Raw genomic sequence first — 17,002 nt, 5'->3', positions numbered from 1 at the left:
GCCGGGCCACGGGGGACTCGTCCCGCTACTTCCAGCCGTACGCGTAGGCCGCGACCCAGGTGATGTCGAGCTGAGCGCTGCTGCCCGGAGCCGCGCCGGGCCCTTGCAGGGCGCTCTCGTTCTGCAGGATCCAGGACAGGGGGCGGTCCGGCACGTTCCGGGTGTCGTGCCCCGTCTGCCGTCCGTCCACGAAGAACCGCACATGGCCGGGCGTCCACTCGGTCGACACGGTGTGCCACTGCGTCCAGCTGTCGCTCCCCGGGAAGTGACCCTGCTCGCCTCCGCCGCACGGATGGTGGAAGGCGGTGAGGTCGCCGGTCCACTCGCCCTCGGGATGGTCCATCTCGCAGCCCCCGCCGTAGTGCAGCCAGGCGGACTTGTATCCCGGAGCAAGCCTGGTCACCTTGATGCGGGCGCTGTACTTGCCGTACTTCATCTGCATGACGGCACGGGGTACCACCGCCGCCGCATGTACGGGCCCTCCGTCGGCGGGCCGCCACATTCGTACGTACATCCTGCCGTCGCCGTTCGCCGCAGGACCCACGCTCACCGTGTCCTCCGGGTGGTAGACACCCACGACGTCCCGGTCGCGGTCGTTGGCCGTGTCCCGCCAACCGGTCGGATAGGCCCACCAGTTGTCGCGGTACTCGCCGCTCAGGCCCCCGCAGTACGCGGCCGAGGTGTCGACATGGTGATCGCAGTCGCTGAACGAGCCCAGCGGAACCCGGTCGCCAGCGAAGTCCTCCGCGAGGACCTGCCAGAACGGCCCGCAGTCGCCGATGGGCAGTTCGGTGCCCGTGGTGCGGCAGGCGTCGGCCGACCCGGGCGCTCCATCGGCACGCGGGACCCCGAGGAGAACGGCCAGGAGCATGAGGCCCAGGGGTACCAACAGGGCGGCGCGTCGGCGATGGTGCGGTGCTGCGTGCATGCCCATCGGAAGGCCCTTCCGGTCCGCGGCGGAACGTGCCTGTGCGAGGGAGCATCCTCGCCGCATGACCGGTTCGACGCCATCCCCGGAGCAGGACGCCTACCGGACCGTCCTGCTCCGCTACCGCTGGGGGTCGGGAGGGGTCGGGAGACGCCTGCGCCGTACGAGGTCGTCGGCGGCCTCCGGCCACTCGGGGTGGTCGAAGGTGAAACCCGCTTCGAGCAGGCGGCCCGGGACGACGCGCCGGCTCTTCAGGAGCAGTTCGGTGTCCGTGCGCAGGACGAAGGCGCCGATCTCGGCCATCCACTTCGTCGCGGGCAGCCCCACCGGGACGCCCCGGGCGGCACGCAGCGCGCGCATGAGCGCGCGCTGCGGCAGGGGAGAGTGGGAGGCGAGGTTCACCGGGCCGGTGAGATCGTCCCGGTCGATGAGGAACTCGACCGCGCGGACGAAGTCGCGGTCGTGGATCCAGGACACGTACTGCGCGCCGCCCGCGACCGGGCCGCCGAGCCCGAGCCGTGCCATCCACAGCAGGACGTCGAACACGCCGCCCCGGTCGGGGCTCATCACCATGGCCGAACGCAGGGCAACCTTTCGGGTGTGCGGGGTGTCGGCCTGCTCCTGTTCCCGCTCCCAGGCCTTGGCGATGTCGACGCTGAAGGACCAGTAGCCCGGCACATCGGGTTCGGTTCCGCCGATCACACCGGTGGCCTCGTCATTGGGCGCGTCGAAGCGGTGGGCGTAGACCGTGGCGGTGCTCATCTGCAGCCAGACGCGGGGAGGCCGGGCCGCGGCGGCGACGGCCTCGCCGACCACCCGGGTGGAGTGGACGCGCGAGTCCATCATCGCCTGGAGATTGGCGGGCGTGTAGCGGCAGCTCACGCTGCGGCCGGCCAGGTTGATCACGACATCGCTGCCGTCGATCACCTCGGCCCACGGCCCCAGGGTCTCCCCGTCCCAAGCGACTTCACCCCGGTCGGCCGGTCGCCGGGTCAACACCGTCACCTCATGCCCGGCCGCCGTCAGCGCGCGGTTCAGGATCGCGCCCACCTGCCCGGTTCCCCCGGGGATCACGATCTTCATCGGGCTTCCCCATCCGTCTGCCCTCATCCGTGTGTGCGAACGACCCTAGCCCATACTTGAACGTGTTCAAAATGATGGGGTTGACGGCAGCTCCGCCATGGTGTGCGCCTTGCGGACCGACAGCCGGAACAGGACCGCGACCCACAGAGCTGAAGCACCTCCCGCGGCCGCTCCGTACCGATCGCCGCCCCAAATCCTCTAGCGGAAGCAGAGATTTCCGTTTCGGCGATCGAATCCAGCCTCTGGCCTGGCGCCCAGGACAGGAGGGACGGGGTGACCGCTGCGTACGACGACCACATCGATCTTCGCGGCAGTGACTTCCATGGTTCGGTGTCGGGCAAGGTCGAGTACCACTACCACGGTGACCGTGCATGGGCGCCTGTCGCGATGTCCGCGCTCCCCGCCGCCCCGGTCAACCTCATCGGACGTGACGACGACCTGGTCCGGATACTGCCCACGCTCGAACCGCGGGCTGAGAGCGGTCATCCCGTGGTGATCTGCGCGGTGTCGGGTCTGGGAGGCATCGGCAAGACCGCGCTCGCCCTGCACGCCGCACACCGTGCCGACGAGCGCGGCTGGTTCCCCGGGGGCACGCTCTTCGTCGATGTGGCGGGATACAGCGAGAGGCCGCTCCATCCGGACCAGGTCGTGTCGGACCTGCTCGATGCCCTCGGTATCCGCGGACGGGACCTGCCCGCAAGCAGTACGGCACGCCTCGCCCTGTATCGCTCACAGATCTTTCAGGCCGCCGGTGATTCCCGTCGCGCGGCCGCGGTGATCACCAACCTCGGTTGTGCGCTGAGCGCCGCGGGCCGACTCGCCGAGGCCGTCGACGCTCTCCAGGACGCCCTTGAACTGTTCCGGTCCACCGGCGACCGGCGCAAAGAAGCGACGGTACTCACCAGCCTCGGCGCCACTCAGGGGCAGATGGGGCGCCGCGATGCCGCGCCCAGCGCCTACAACCAGGCCCTGGACATCTGGGAAAGCCTCGAGGACTGGCACAGCGCGGGCGACACCCTGCGGAACCTGGCCCTCGTCCACCAGGACAGCCGGAGCCTGGCCGCGGCCGGGGCCGCATGGGCCCGGGCCGCGACCGGCAACCGTCCGGTCTGAGCCCGACGGACGCAGACGCTCACTGACCCGGCGCGAGGACGTACGCGTTGAGGTTGCCGACGGTCGTGAGCGGGGTGGGGGAGCCCAGGTCGTAGCGGTCCACGGCGAGGTAGTTGGGCTTCTTGCGGGCGGCGGGGGTGCAGAAGTTCTGGGTGCGGTTGAGGAGCTTGGCGTTGTCCGTCTCGGCCGTCCCGCTGACCGTGTAGTCGCGGAAGTGGTTCATCACGAACAGCGGATGGAAGGCGGTCGAGTCCGTGGTCAGCGGCCTGCTCGTGCCCCAGCGGCTGTAGCAGGACCAGTCGGAGTCGCCGATCCCGCCGCCCATGGACCAGTAGTTCTCCACGGTCCACTCACGCTGGTACATCACACCGAAGGTGTCGCGGGTGGCATAACCGCTGGAGACATCGCTCGCGCGGGTACGGTCGCTGAAGATCAGCAACTGCTTGCCCCGGTCGGCGAGGTCGGCCATCGTCGGCCAGCCGGCGGTCGCCACGCCCTCCTGGTCCGGCCGGTACAGCACGTCGGACAGGCCGCTGACCGAGGCCAGGGACGACTTCAGTACGTCGGAGGCGGTGTAGTCCTCCAGGAAGACCGTGGCGAACTCGCCCGGATTGGCCTTGAGGAAGTCGACCATGCGTTGCAGATCCGCGGCGAGCGGTACCGGACTGCTGACCCCGTCACAGCTGTTGTGACACAGCATGGCCTGCCCCGACACGGTGTACGCGTCCAGCATGAACCCCCGTACGCCGTCGGTGAGTTGCTGGCTTACGCCGCGCGACTGGTTGGGGAAGAGGCTGACGGGGAACGAGGCGAAGTTTCCGTCGGCCCCGTTGGCGTAGGCGTTGTGCGAGGTGAGGAACGTGACCTGGTCGAGGGTGCGGGTGTCGGCGGACGGCATCGCCGTCGTGGCGTGGGTGACCGGCGTGAGATACCAGCGGGCGAGAGCGCCGCTCGCCCCGATCCGTACGGCCGAGGAGTCGGAGGACACCCCCGTGAGGTACTGCGAGGTCCCGGGCACGCCCACCGTGTAGGTGCTGTTCGCCGCCGCGGTGATCGTCCACGTGGTGCCGTCCGCACCGCAGCTCGCCGTCACCGCCGACGTGCCGCTGCGCCCGAGACAGACCCCGGACTGGTCGGCGTTCTGCAACTGGTGGCCGCCGCTCACGGCGACCGGCGTCCACTGCTGGTGGTCCTCGTTGCCTCTGGGGTTGTGCGCGACGACCGTACCGTCGCCGTCGGCCGCGTTGAGTCCAGTGACCGAGTTCTGCAGATAGACCGAGTACGTGGGGAGCGCCGCGGCGGCGGGGCCCGAGAACAGGACGGGCACGCTCAGGGCGAGCGCGGCGACTGTGCACAGGGCACGGGGACGGGGACGGGGGTGGGGGTGGGTCAGGTTCACGGGGGATTTCCTCCACACCGATGCGTCGGGGTCGGGTTGATGTCAGAGGCATGACACACCGTCGCCCCGGTCGTGCACCAGCCCCGGCACATGAAGACATGGTGAGTCCGAACTCGCCCTGAAAGGCCGCGAGATGGCGAATGTTCCGCTTGCATATTCAAGGAACTCTTGGTGATTCTGTGTAGGAGATCTGTTCGATCTCTGAAGCTCGTCCGGAGAGAGACCGCGCGTGAGTGAACCGACAGGCCCTGTCTGCCCCCAATGCGGTACGCCGCGCGCGACGGACGGCACTCCGGCCTGTTCCTGCGGCCGGCGCGCGTCGGACGCCCACCGCGAGAGCCGTACGGTGGAGGCGGCGGCCGCGGAGGACTTCGATCCGGTGCGCATACGCCCGTTCGTCAACGTCGGTGACGAGACGGAGGCGGTCGAGGGCACGGAGCCTGCCGCCGCGGAGTCCGTGGACGAGGGCAATGGAGTACCCACCGCCGAGATGGAACCGGTCCACAGCGCCCCCTCTGTCCCCGACGAGCAGCCCCCGGCCGATATCGACCCGGCCCCGGACCGTCAGCGGCGCCGACGCCGGGCCATGCTCGCCACCGGGGCCGGAGCTGTCGCCGCCCTCCTGGTGACCGGAGGAATCGTCGGCGGCCTGTTCTCGTACGAGACGCCCTCGCGGGACGGCTCCGTGTCCGACGATGTACGGGCGGACCTGCCGGAGGCGGCGTCCAGGAGTGACGCGGCGTCAGTGTCCCCGTCCCGGACGGCTCCCACGCCGCGGCCGCCCGAGAGCCCGTCCGCCTCGCCGTCCGCGACCCCGTCCGGGAGTCCGGCCAACCCGACCGGCTCGGCCGACCCGACCAGCCCTCCGTCCAACGGAGGCACCACGGCCACGGCGGCCCCCGCGCCGACGCCGACGGGATCGGAGGAGGACAGCAGCCCCGTCCTCCGCTTCGGCGACAGCGGGCCGGAAGTCACCGAACTCCAGCTCCGGCTGCGGCAGATCGGGTTCTACAACGGAGAGATCGACGGAGAGTACGACCGCACCGTCGAAAGAGCGGTCGGCGGCTACCAGCTGACGCGCGTCGTCCTCGACGACGAGTCCGGCGTCTACGGCCCCACGACCCGGGCCTCCCTCGAATCCGAGACCTCGGAGCCCTGACCCTCGCAGCTGGAGGTGGTGAGACGAGTCAGTCGCTGATCCGTACCTCTCCACGGATACGGATGTAGAGTCCTGTGGTTCGGTGATCACAAGTCCCGGACGTGCAGGGGGAGTCGACCGGCCGGTGCGGCCGAGGCGGGGGAAGGCCGGTGAGCGGTACGGGAAAGCGGCGCGCGGGTGCCGGGAGCGGGGCGACGCGGAAGGGCCGGACGCTGGGGTGGGTCGCGGGAAGCTGCGCGGTGCTCGTCCTGGGAGTCGCGGGTGTCGGCGCCTGGGTGTACAAGGACCTGGACAACAACATCATCGGCGCCGACGTCGACAACAAGCTCGGCGGCGACCGTCCGGTCAATCTCAGCCCCGGCTCCAAGAACATCCTGGTCGTCGGCTCGGACAGCCGTGACGGGGCGAACGCCAAGTACGGCAAGGACCTGACCACCATGCAGTCGGACACGCTGATGGTGCTGCACATCCCGGCGAACCGGAAGTGGGCGACCGTGGTGTCGTTCCCGCGTGACTCGTGGGTCGAGATATCGGCGTGCGACACGGGCGACGGCAGCACGTCCAGCCCGCACCTCGCGAAGATCAACGAGGCGTTCGCGATCGGCGGTGCGAAGGGCGAGGTCGCCGGGGCGGCCGCCTGCTCGATCAGGACGATCGAGGAGAACACCGGTCTGCGCATCGACAACTTCATGTCGGTCGACTTCCAGGGCTTCAAGGGGATGGTCGACGCCCTGGAGGGCATCGAGGTCTGCCCCGAGCAGCCCATCAAGGACGAGGACGCCCTCCTCGACATGGAGGCGGGCTGCCAGACCGTCAAGGGCGAGACGGCGCTCGGCTACGTACGGACCCGCTACGCCGTGGGCGACGGCTCCGACATCGGACGCATCGGACGCCAGCAGGAGTTCATGGAGGCCCTGGCCGCCAAGGCCAAGTCCAAGCTGACCAGCCCCACATCGCTCTACGACTTCATGCAGTCGGCCACCAAGTCCCTGACTACGGACGAGGACCTTGCCGGCATCGACCCGCTGTACGACCTCGCCTCCGAACTCAAGGGCATCCCGAGCGACCGGCTGACCTTCCTGACCGTGCCCAACTACCCCCGTGAGGCCGACGTCCCCACCGACAAGGCCAACATCGTCTGGCAGTACCCGCAGGCCGCCGACCTGTTCACCTCCCTCGCCAAGGACAAGGAGGTCGACAAGGAGCGACTGCAGACGCAGGCCAAGAAGGACCTGGTCTACGCGTCCAATGTGCGCCTCCAGGTCCTCAACGGCACCGGAGTCACAGGGCGCGCCGCGGAGGTCGCCGAGCGGCTGCGCGAGGCCGGCTTCACGGTCGGCGGCACGGGCAACGCGCCGGAGACCACCGGCGAAACGACGGTGACCCACCCGTCGGATCTGGCCAAGCAGGCGAAGGTCCTCGCCTCGCGGCTGCCCGACACCGAAGCCACACAGGCCGCGGACGCCCCCGCGGGCGTCGTGACCCTGGTCGTCGGAACGGACCTCGACATGGACGACCTGCCCTGACCGGTGTCTTCGACGACCTGACCCGACCGCCCACCCTCGTCGGCGCGTGAGGGTGGGCGGTCAGGTCGGGGGTGTCGCTCAGGCGAGCGGCTTGCCCTCCCGGTGGCGCCGCAGACCCTCCGGGCCTTCCACGACAGCCGCCGTGAGTTCCTCGACACTCGTGTCCTCGCGGCGTACGTCGAGGATCTTGCGGCCGTGGTTCATCACGATGTGCCGGTCACAGATCTGGTAGGCGTGGTGCAGGTTGTGCGTGACCAGGACCGAGCTGACGCCCTCCTGCTTGAGCTGGAGCAGATAGTTGAGCAGGGCCTCGGTCGCACGGACGGCCAGGGCGCTCGTCGGCTCGTCGAGGATCAGCAGACTGCGCTTGAAGTGCACCGCGCGCGCGATCGCCACCGCCTGCTGCTGACCGCCGGAGAGCGAACCCACCAACTGGCGGGGGCTCTTGATGCCCTCGATGGTGACCACGCTGTCGAGGATCTGCGCGGCGATCTCATCCATCTTCCTGAGCTTCAGCATCCCCAGGGGGTTGGTGATTTCACGGCCCATGAAGATGTTGCGGGTGATGGTCATGGAGGGGACGAGCGCGGAGTCCTGGAAGATCGTCTCCACGCCGCGCTTCTCGGTCTCCTGGCGGTTGGGCGAGTTCAGCTTCTCGCCGCGCCACAGGTAGTCGCCCTCCTCGGCGACGACCACGCCGGACATCGTCTTGACCAGGGTCGACTTGCCGGCGCCGTTGTCGCCGAGCAGACCGACGACCTCGCCCTGATGGATCTTGAAGCCGACGTCGTTCAGAACCGTGTTGGCGCCGTACCGCTTGGTGATGCCGGACAGCTCCAGCAGCACCTCGCCGGTGCGCTCCTCGGTGGCGGTGGGGGACATGGTCGGTGCTCCGTTTCCGGCGGTGGACGCGTCGGCGCTCACTTCGCCTTCCCCTCGATCATGCGGTTGAAGAAGGCCGCGGCGACGATGATCAGACCCACGAAGAGGTCCAGGTAGAAGCCGGGCGCACCACCGAGCAGCAGGATGTCCTGCACGGTGAGGATGAGGGCCGCGCCGAGGACCATGCCGAGGACGCTGCCCCGGCCGCCGGACAGGGCGACACCACCGACGACGGCGGCCGCGATCGCCTTCAGCTCCATGCCGCGCCCGGTGCCGGGCTGGACGGAACCGGTGCGGACGGCGGTCAGGATGGCGGCGAGGGCCACGCACAGACCGAGCACGCCGAACGCGATGATCTTGACCCGGTCGGGGTTGATGGAGATGGCGCGGGCGGCGGCGGGGTTGCCGCCGACGGCGAAGATGTGGTTGCCGAGCCGATGTCTGTGCACGAGCAGCCAGAACACGACACCGATGCCGATCAGCCACAGCACCTGACCGCGGAAGAAGCCGAGATCGGCGGTGAAGACCTGCTTCATGGCCTCGCTGGGGACCATCAGGGAGGCGGTGGTGCCGTTGTAGAAGAGCGCCGCTCCCTCCCAGAACAGCATCATGCCCAGCGTCACGATGAAGGAGGGGATCTTGGCCTTGGTGACCAGGATGCCGTTGAGCAGAGCGATCGCGATACCGGTGACGACGGCCATACCGGTGGCGGTCCAGGCGCTCGCGCTGTCGGCGTACCACCGGGTGAACACCAGCGCGCAGAAGGTGAAGTTGGCGCCGAGCGACAGGTCGAACTCACCGGCGATGATCAGCACACCGGCGCCGATGGCGAGGATCGCGAGGACCGGGATGCTCTGGCTGAGGACGTTGAAGTTGGACTTCTCCAGGTAGGGGAAGCCGGCGGGGTCCACGAGGTAGTAGATGATGCAGCCGAGCTGCACCAGGACGAAGACCAGGCCGATCTCCAGCGCGCCCCGCCCGCGGATCTGGCGAAAGCGCTCGGTCAGGCGGTCCGCTGTGCTGGTGGGGGCGGAGTCCGCGAGAGTCCGCTTCCGGGCGGGCACACTCCCGGCCGGGGCGTCCTCCGCGACGGCGGCGCCCCCTGCCGCCGCAATGCTCCCCGCGGTCGTCTGACCGCTGCGCTCGCTCATGGTCGTACTGCCTTCCTGATGGGTTGGGCGGGGCGGCCGGCCGATGCTGCCTGGCCGCCCCGAGGCCTGTCCGGCGGATCAGGCCCGGTACGCGGCGCTGGTGAGGCGCCGCTGCCTGAGCCGACTGGGATCCGCCGGACAGGCCCTGGCCGAATCGTCGGCGGATGAAGAGCTGTTGCCTTCAGGTCGTTGCCTTCAGGCTGTTGCCTTCGGGTGCGGACCGCATGGGTCAGCGGACCTTGCCGGCGAGTTCCTTGGCGATGCCGACGTTGTCCTTGTCGACCAGGCCGCTGCCGCCGGAGTTGATGTCGGCCGGGCTCAGGCCGAAGTCCAGGAGCAGACCGAGCTGCATGACGGACTGGAAGCCCTGGACGTAGCCCTGCTGGTCGGCCGCCGCGCCGATGGCGCCGGACTCGATGCCGGTGACGATCTGCGGCGCCAGGTCGAAGCCGACGACGGGCACCTTCAGGCCTGAGTCCTCCAGGGCCTTGGGGACGGTGCGGTGCGGGGTCCCGCCCAGCGGGACGATGGCGGCGGTGTCCTTGTGACCGAGCAGGTACTGCGTGATCTTGTCGAGGGCGGCGGAGTCCTCGATGCCGGTGCCGAGGAGCTCCGTCTTGGCGCCCACCTCGTCCAGGGCCCGCTTGACGCCGGCGTGGCGCTGGACCGCGTAGACCTGGTCCGGGAACTCGACGGGCGTGAGGACGGTGTCGCCCTTGCCGATGTCGGGGTTGTCGGCGAGGAGACGCTTGCCGAGGAGGTAGCCGACCTCTTCGAAGTCCTGGCCGACGAAGCCGAGCGTGCAGTCGCCGACCTCGCCCTCCTGCGTGATGTTGTAGCTCATCACCGGGATGCCGGCCTTCTGGGCCGCGCAGACGTTCTCGGTGTACTTGTTGGGGTCGTCCAGGACGACGGCCAGCGCGGCGGGCTTGTCGGCGACCGCGCTGCCGATCAGGTCGTTGTACTTGGACTGGTCGCCCGAGCTGGTCTGCATGTTCAGGTCGAGGTTCAGCAGCTGCGCGGCGTCCTTGGCGCCCTGCGCGATGGTCGTCCAGAACGGGTCGCCCGGGTCCTGGGGGAGCAGGAAGGTGACCTTGCGGGCCTCGGCCTTGCTGCCGAGGCCCGATGAGAGCGACGTGCCCTTGCCCGAGGCCGCCGCGGTGTCGTCCGCGGCGTTGGAGCAGCCCACGGCGAGCAGAGCCAGTGCGGGGACGGCGGCCAGTGCGCGCCAGCCGGAGATCCGGCGGAGACGGGTTCTGCGGGGCGAGTGAGCGGAGTGCGGCATGGTGCGACCTCTCCTTTGAGGAATCTGTGAGGCGCCGCGCCCGCGGTGAATTGCGGGACTGACCGGTCGATGGCCTCTTTGGCGAAAATTAGCGCCCCTTTGGCCGAAGGTGTCAATGCGATTTAACGAGGTAATTCCAACGAAAAGGTTACGGCGATTAGTGGTGCTTTTACGCAGGCCAGAGAGCCGTGCCGGGTTCTGATCAAAACTCTGCAAGGCTCTCTGGTCGCTATTTTCGATTATTTATGGAGCGCTCTAGTGTGCGGCAAAAAGATGCCTCAGGAAGCAAGTTCCTTGGTGATGCGGTCGAGCATGAAAGCCGACGATTCGCGAGCGCGTTCCTCCCAGGCGAACACGCAGGCCGTGGCCACTCCGTCGAAGTTCAGTTCGCGAAGAGTGCCGAAGAAGACGTCCCAGTCGACCTCGCCCTGGCCGATGTCCAGGTGCTGGTGGATGCGGGCGGTGGTGCCGGGCGGGTTGAGGATGTACCGCAGACCGCTGGAGCCCTTGTGGTTGAAGGAGTCCGCGATGTGCACGTGCTTCAGCTTGTCGCCGGCGTAGCGCATCATCGCCGCGATGTCCGCGCCGACCTCCGAGGGACCCGAGAGGTGGAAGGTGTGCGGCGCGCAGTAGAGGTAGTTCACCCACGGCTTGTTGATCGCGCGGACGAGGTCGACCGCGGGGGTGTTCTCCTCGCAGAAGTCGTCCGGGTGCGCCTCCAGGTTCAGAGCGATGCCTTCCCGCTCGAACACCGGCAGCAGTTCCTCCAGCGACCGCCAGAAGGCGGCCTCGCTCTCGGCGGCGCGCTCCGGGCGGCCGTTGAACTCCGAGTTCATCAGCGTGCATTCGAGGTCGGCGGTGATCTGGATCATCCGCTTCCAGTAGCGGACGGCGGTCTGCCGCTCGGTCTCGTCCGGCGAGGACCACTTGTACAGCGGCAGCACCGAGGACAATCGCACCCCGTGCGTGCGCAGTGACCGCTTGAACTCCGCGACGCGCTCGTCGTCCGCCCGCGGATGCAGGAAGAACGGCATGAAGTCGTCACGCGGCGACAACTCGATGTACTGGTAGCCGAGTTCGGCGACCGTGCGCACCATGTCGTCGATCGACAGGTGGCGGAACATATAGGGGTCGAGGGCGATCTTCACGCGGTCCCTCCGTAGAACGCGGGGCGGGGCTTCATGTCGGCGGCGACGACGGTGCCGTCGGACTCCAGGGAGCGGACGGCGGCGTCGGTGATGACGGTGGCGGCGTAGCCGTCCCAGGCGGACGGGCCGGTGGGCTCGGCGCCGGTCGCGACGGCGTTGATCCACTCACGGAACTCGGTGTCGAAGGCCTCGGCGAAGCGGACCTTCCAGTCCTGCGTCACGGCGACGCTGTGCTGCCCGGCGGAGCGGACGGTGACGGCGGCCGGGTCGGGCAGCCGGACCAGCCCGTTCTCGCCGACGACCTCGCACTGGATGTCGTAGCCGTACTGGCAGTTGACGAAGACCTCCAGATCGATCCGGACGCCGTTCGCCGTCTCGAAGATCATGATCTGCGGGTCCTTGAGGTGCGCGAACCGCTTGCTCGTCTGGCGCGGCGTGACCACCTGGGCGGAGACGATCTCGTCGTCCAGCAGCCAGCGTAGTACGTCGATCTCGTGCACGGCCGTGTCCTGAGCGGCCATCGCGGAGTGGTAGGCATCGGGCACCGTCGGGTTGCGGTGCGCGCAGTGCACGATCAACGGAGTCCCGAGAGCGCCCGCCGCGAGCACCTCCTTCATCTGCCGGTACCCGGGGTCGAAGCGCCGCATGAAGCCGACCTGGACCAGACGGCGGCCGTGCGCGCGCTCGGCATCGACGATCCGCAGACAGTCCTCGGCGGTCGTGGCCAGCGGCTTCTCGCAGAACACCGGCTTGTCGGCCGCGATGGCGTTCAGCACGTGCTCGGCGTGCGTGGGACCCCAAGAGGTGACGAGGACGGCGTCCACGTCGGGGGAGGCGATCAGATCGGCGCCGCTGGGCAGCGCGGTGGCGCCGACCCGGGCGGCGACCTCGGCGGCGCGGTCGGCGTCGATGTCCGTGACGGCGGAGACCCGCGCCCCGGTGACGACCTCGGTCAGACGCCGTATGTGGTCCTGGCCGATCATTCCGGCGCCGATGACGCCTACATGTACGGTCATCAAAAACTCCTTGCGTGGAAACTCGTGGCTGCAGATAGAGGGAGGAAACGTATCCTCGTGCGCACCGTGCGCGGCATCGTTGTTACGCTGCGTATGCCCGTTCGGCGCACACCAAGCTGGTCGGGCCTACCGCCGGGCTGGCGGGATGTCAGGTCTGTGGAGCTGGCGTAAGACCGATGGTCGGCACACCGACCCTCGCCGTTGGTTCGGGTCGGCGGCTGTCGATGAAGCAGAAACATCAACCCGCGAGGGTTGAGTCCCCTGCTTCAGCCGGGGGAGAAGCCAAGGCCGTTCCCTTCGAATGGCTTTTGCGGGGGCCGGGAGGCTGGCCTTCCCGGCCCCCGGAGGGGGAGATCAGGAGAAGCGGGCCTTGAGTTCCGCTTCGAGGGTTTCGAGCGTGCGGCCCTTGGTCTCGGGGACGTAGAGCTTCACAAAGGTGATGGAGAAGACCCCCGCCACCACGAACAGGAAGAAGGTGTTGGAGATCCCGATCCCGGAGACCAGCGACGGGAACACCAGACCGATCACGAAGTTGGTCAGCCACAGCACCACCGCCGCGACGCCCATGCCGAAACCGCGCATCCGCATCGGGAAGATCTCCGACAGCATCAGCCAGGTCACCGGCGAGATCGCGCCCTGCTGGAACGCGAGGAACGTGACGGTCATCGCCAGCACCGCGTACGCCCGGCCGTCACCGGCGGGCAGCACCAGCGAGAACACACCGATCAGCAACAGGGCCGCCGTCGTCCCCATCTGACCCGCCATCAGCATCGGGCGGCGGGCGACACGGCCGAGCAGCCAGATGCCGACGAAGGTGGCCAGCACCGAGATCACACCGTTGGCGATGTTCGCCGTGAGCGCGCTGTCGGCGGCGAAGCCGGCGTCCGTGAGGATCTGGGTGCCGTAGTACATGATCGTGTTGACACCGGTGATCTGCTGCACGATCGCGATGCCGAAGCCGACGAACATCAGCTTGCGGATCCAGGGCGTGCTCTTGAGGTCCTGCCAGCCGCCGAGCTTCTCCTGCTCGTCCTTCACCGCCAGCGCCGACACCTCGGCCAGCTCGGCGTCCGCCCGCTGCTGGGAGCGCACCTGCTTCAGCACCGCCAGGGCGTCGCTGAAACGGCTCTGGGAGGCCAGCCAGCGCGGGCTCTCCGGCATCACGAGCATCCCGAACCAGAGCACGACCGCCGGGAGCGTCGCGATCACCAGCATCCAGCGCCAGACCCCGCCGGACTCGCCGCCCACCTGCGCGATGATCGCGTTGGAGGTGAAGGCGAGCAACTGCCCGGTGACGATCATGAGTTCGTTACGGGTGACCAGCGCACCACGCCGCTCGGCCGGCGAGACCTCCGCCAGGTAGACCGGCACGGTCACCGACGCGCCACCCACCGCGAGACCGAGCACGAACCGGGCCACGACCATGACCGCGGTCGTCGGCGCGAGCGTGCAGCCGAGCGCGCCGACGAAGAACAGCACGGCGAGGATGAGGATGGTGCGCCGCCGACCGCGCGCGTCCGACATCCGACCACCGACGATCGCGCCCAGCGCGGCACCCAGCAGCAGCGAACTGGTGACCATGCCCTCGGTGACCGGAGTCAGCCCGAGGTCGTCGGTCATGTACGGCAGGGCACCGTTGATGACACCGGTGTCGTAACCGAAGAGGAGTCCACCGAAGGTGGCGATGAGGGTGATCAGCCGCAACCGCCGGTTGACCGCAGGCGGGGCGTCGTCCGGGACGGTGGTCGCGGGAGCGGGGGCCTGGGTCGTGCCTTTGGTGACGTCCATGGCCATCTCCTACTTGTCGACGGTGGGGCGTCGGGTACCGGTCAGGCCGCAACCGGCCAGGTGCTCACGGGTGCCTACGGCGATGGGCAGCGGCACCTCGGGAGCGCACGGGTACAGGTCCTGCTCGACGATCACGAACAACTCGGCGTCGAGCTCCGCGAGTTCGGCCACCACGTCGGCCGGGTTCGGCACACCCGCGGGCGGCGAGACGCACACCCCCCGCTTGACCGCCTCGCCGAACGACAGCTTCTCCGCGGCGACCTGCGCGAGGATCTCGGGGTCCATCTGCTTGATGTGGACGTAACCGACGCGCTCACCGAACCGGCGGATCAGGTCGAGGTTGTCACCGCCGCCGTACGCCACATGCCCGGTGTCCAGGCAGAGGTTCGTGTAGCGGGAGTCGGACTCGTTCAGCAGCCGCTCGATCTCCGGCTGCGTCTGGATGTGGCTGTCCGCGTGCGGGTGGACGACGAGCCGTACGTCGTACTCGTCGAGCAGCAGCTTGCCCAGCCGGTCCGCGTTCTGCCCGAACCCCGCCCACTGCTCGGCGGTCAGCTCCGGCGACTCGGCGAAGTCACCGGTCTTCTCGTCCCGGTACATTGGCGGAATGAGCACCAGATGGTGGGCGCCCGCGGCGGCGGTCAGCGTGGCCACCTGCCGCACATGGGCGAGCATCTCGTCCCACGCCTCGGGCCGGTGCAGCGCGCCGAACGCGGTACCGCCGGAGACCTGGAGCCCACGGGCGTCCAGCTCCTCCTTCAACCGCTGCGGGTCGGTCGGGAGATAGCCGTACGGCCCGAGCTCCAGCCACTTGTAACCGGCCTCGGCCAGCTCGTCGAGGAAACGGGTGTACGAAACCTGGTGCTCGTCCTCCGGGAACCACACGCCCCAGGAGTCGGGCGCGGAACCGAGACACAGATTGCCCACGGTGGTACGGAGTGATGGCGTCGTTGCCATGTGTACGTCCTTCGGAAGAGGGGAGAGGGGCTCAGCTGGAGGTGGAACCTCAGCTGGAGGTGGGGAAGTTGAAGCCGGCGGTGATGTGGTGGGTGGGTTGTGGCCAGCGGGTGGTGACGACCTTGGGGCGGGTGTAGAAGCGGATGCCTTCGGGGCCGTGGATGGGGGAGTCGCCGATGAGGGAGTCCTTCCAGCCGCCGAAGGAGTAGTAGGACATCGGCACGGGGACGGGGACGTTGATGCCGATCATGCCGACGTTGATGTGGCGCTGGAATCGGCGGGCGGCTTCGCCGGAGCTGGTGAAGAGGGCGGTGCCGTTGCCGTAGGGGTTGGCGTTGATGAGGTCGATGGCCTGGTCGAGGGAGTCGGCGCGGATGACGGCGAGGACCGGGCCGAACAGCTCCTCCTTGTAGGCGTCCATGTCGGTGGTGACGTGGTCGAGGAGGGAGGGGCCGGTGAAGAAGCCCTCCTCGTGCCCGTCGATCTTCAGGCCGCGGCCGTCGACGACCACCGTCGCGCCTTGGGTGGCGGCGCCTCCGACGGCGTTCCCGACGCGTTCCTGGGCGGCCTTGGTGACGAGGGGGCCCATTTCGGTGCCGGGCTGGTCGCCGGGGCCGACCTTCACTTCGCGGGCCTTGCGTTCGAGGATTGCGACGAGTGCGTCGGCGGTGTCACCGACCGCCACGGCCACTGAGACGGCCATGCAGCGTTCGCCGGCGGAGCCGTAGGCGCCGGCGGTGATGTGGTTGGCGGCGAATTCGAGGTCGGCGTCGGGGAGGACGACGGCGTGGTTCTTGGCGCCGCCGAGGGCTTGGACGCGCTTGCCGTGGGCGGTGGCGGTTTCGTGGACGTACTTGGCGATCGGCGTGGAGCCGACGAAGGAGACGGCCTCGATGCCGGGGTGGGTGAGGATCGCGTCGACGGCCGGCTTGCCGCCGTGGACGACGTTGAAGACGCCGTCGGGGAGGCCGGCCTTCTTGTACAGGTCGGCGACGAAGTTGGCGGCGGAGGGGTCGCGTTCGCTGGGCTTGAGGATGAAGGTGTTGCCGGTGGCGATGGCGATGGGGTGCATCCACAGGGGCACCATGGCGGGGAAGTTGAAGGGGGTGATGCCGGCGACGACGCCGAGGGGCTGGCGGAAGTTGTGGACGTCGATGCCGCGGGAGACCTGGTCGGAGAAGGAGCCCTTGAGGATGTCGCCGAGGCCGCAGGCGAATTCGACGACTTCGCGGCCGCGGGTGATTTCGCCGCGGGCGTCGTCGACGGTCTTGCCGTGTTCGGCGGAGATGATCCGGCCGAGTTCTTCCTCGTGTTCGACGAGGAGTTGGCGGAAGGCGAACATGACCTGGGTGCGCTGGGTGAGGGAGGACTCCGACCAGGTCTCGAAGGCCTGGATGGCGGCCTGTACGGCGGCGTCCACGTCTGCGGAACCGCCGAGGACGACCTGGGCCTGCTCGGCTCCGGTGGCCGGGTTGAAGACCGGCTGGGTGCCGGAGGCGGAGCCCGGTGTGGGGCTGCCGTTGATCCAGTGCTGGATGGTCTTCACGGTGAGGGTTTCCTTTGCGGG

Annotated in this window: 14 protein-coding genes; 3 read left to right on the top strand and 11 right to left on the bottom strand. The window is 68.7% G+C overall.

All coding sequences use genetic code 11. From position 1 onward, the window contains the following. Positions 1-25: 25 nt before the first annotated feature. The gene (locus tag F3T56_RS02870; protein ID WP_149823050.1) at positions 26-934 is read right to left on the bottom strand and encodes a glycoside hydrolase family 16 protein; all 909 of its coding nucleotides are present in this window, start codon (positions 932-934) and stop codon (positions 26-28) included. A 114-nt stretch (positions 935-1,048) separates the two neighbouring features. Continuing rightward, entirely contained in the window at positions 1,049-2,011 is a 963-nt protein-coding gene (locus F3T56_RS02865) for a DUF1731 domain-containing protein (protein WP_149823049.1), read from the bottom strand. A gap of 273 nt (positions 2,012-2,284) precedes the next feature. On the opposite strand from F3T56_RS02865, the gene F3T56_RS02860 reads away from it, so the two are divergent. After that, positions 2,285-3,124, top strand: a complete 840-nt coding sequence (locus F3T56_RS02860) for a tetratricopeptide repeat protein (protein ID WP_149823048.1) — start codon at positions 2,285-2,287, stop codon at positions 3,122-3,124. A gap of 19 nt (positions 3,125-3,143) precedes the next feature. Here F3T56_RS02860 and F3T56_RS02855 read toward each other — a convergent pair whose 3' ends face one another. Then, complete coding sequence (locus F3T56_RS02855; RefSeq protein ID WP_149823047.1) at positions 3,144-4,523, bottom strand: phosphoinositide-specific phospholipase C-related protein; 1,380 nt, start codon at positions 4,521-4,523, stop codon at positions 3,144-3,146. 229 nt (positions 4,524-4,752) lie between these two features. Here F3T56_RS02855 and F3T56_RS02850 point away from each other — a divergent pair, with 229 nt between their 5' ends. Together F3T56_RS02850 and F3T56_RS02845 are read left to right on the top strand one after the other, a co-directional pair. Continuing rightward, complete coding sequence (locus F3T56_RS02850; protein ID WP_149823046.1) at positions 4,753-5,682, top strand: peptidoglycan-binding domain-containing protein; 930 nt, start codon at positions 4,753-4,755, stop codon at positions 5,680-5,682. A 149-nt stretch (positions 5,683-5,831) separates the two neighbouring features. Continuing rightward, positions 5,832-7,208 carry an LCP family protein gene (locus F3T56_RS02845; protein ID WP_172638780.1) on the top strand — a complete coding sequence of 459 codons (1,377 nt, stop codon included), beginning with the start codon at positions 5,832-5,834 and terminating at the stop codon, positions 7,206-7,208. 78 nt (positions 7,209-7,286) lie between these two features. Here F3T56_RS02845 and F3T56_RS02840 read toward each other — a convergent pair whose 3' ends face one another. From F3T56_RS02840 to F3T56_RS02805, 8 genes are all read right to left on the bottom strand, one after another. Beyond that, on the bottom strand, positions 7,287-8,090 hold the full coding sequence (locus F3T56_RS02840; RefSeq protein ID WP_149823045.1) for an ATP-binding cassette domain-containing protein: 804 nt from the start codon (positions 8,088-8,090) through the stop codon (positions 7,287-7,289). Positions 8,091-8,128: 38 nt separating this feature from the next. After that, positions 8,129-9,241: an ABC transporter permease gene (locus F3T56_RS02835; RefSeq protein ID WP_149823044.1), complete on the bottom strand. Its 1,113-nt coding sequence runs from the start codon at positions 9,239-9,241 to the stop codon at positions 8,129-8,131. A gap of 229 nt (positions 9,242-9,470) precedes the next feature. Continuing rightward, on the bottom strand, positions 9,471-10,526 hold the full coding sequence (locus F3T56_RS02830) for a sugar ABC transporter substrate-binding protein (protein WP_149823043.1): 1,056 nt from the start codon (positions 10,524-10,526) through the stop codon (positions 9,471-9,473). A 278-nt stretch (positions 10,527-10,804) separates the two neighbouring features. Continuing rightward, a complete protein-coding gene (locus F3T56_RS02825; RefSeq protein WP_149823042.1) occupies positions 10,805-11,674 on the bottom strand; it encodes a sugar phosphate isomerase/epimerase family protein in 870 nt (289 codons plus the stop codon). Then, on the bottom strand, positions 11,671-12,690 hold the full coding sequence (locus tag F3T56_RS02820) for a Gfo/Idh/MocA family protein (protein WP_149823041.1): 1,020 nt from the start codon (positions 12,688-12,690) through the stop codon (positions 11,671-11,673). The genes F3T56_RS02825 and F3T56_RS02820 overlap by 4 nt, the downstream gene beginning before the upstream one ends. A 354-nt stretch (positions 12,691-13,044) precedes the next feature. Then, positions 13,045-14,478, bottom strand: coding sequence for a sugar porter family MFS transporter (locus F3T56_RS02815; RefSeq protein WP_149823040.1), 1,434 nt, complete (start codon positions 14,476-14,478; stop codon positions 13,045-13,047). A 9-nt stretch (positions 14,479-14,487) separates the two neighbouring features. Beyond that, on the bottom strand, positions 14,488-15,435 hold the full coding sequence (locus F3T56_RS02810) for a TIM barrel protein (protein WP_149823039.1): 948 nt from the start codon (positions 15,433-15,435) through the stop codon (positions 14,488-14,490). A 49-nt stretch (positions 15,436-15,484) separates the two neighbouring features. After that, entirely contained in the window at positions 15,485-16,981 is a 1,497-nt protein-coding gene (locus F3T56_RS02805; protein WP_149823038.1) for a CoA-acylating methylmalonate-semialdehyde dehydrogenase, read from the bottom strand. Positions 16,982-17,002: the final 21 nt, after the last annotated feature.

This window comes from Streptomyces tailanensis (genome assembly GCF_008386495.1).
GTDB lineage: Bacteria > Actinomycetota > Actinomycetes > Streptomycetales > Streptomycetaceae > Streptomyces > Streptomyces tailanensis.
This window is presented reverse-complemented; position numbering and strand designations above follow the sequence as displayed.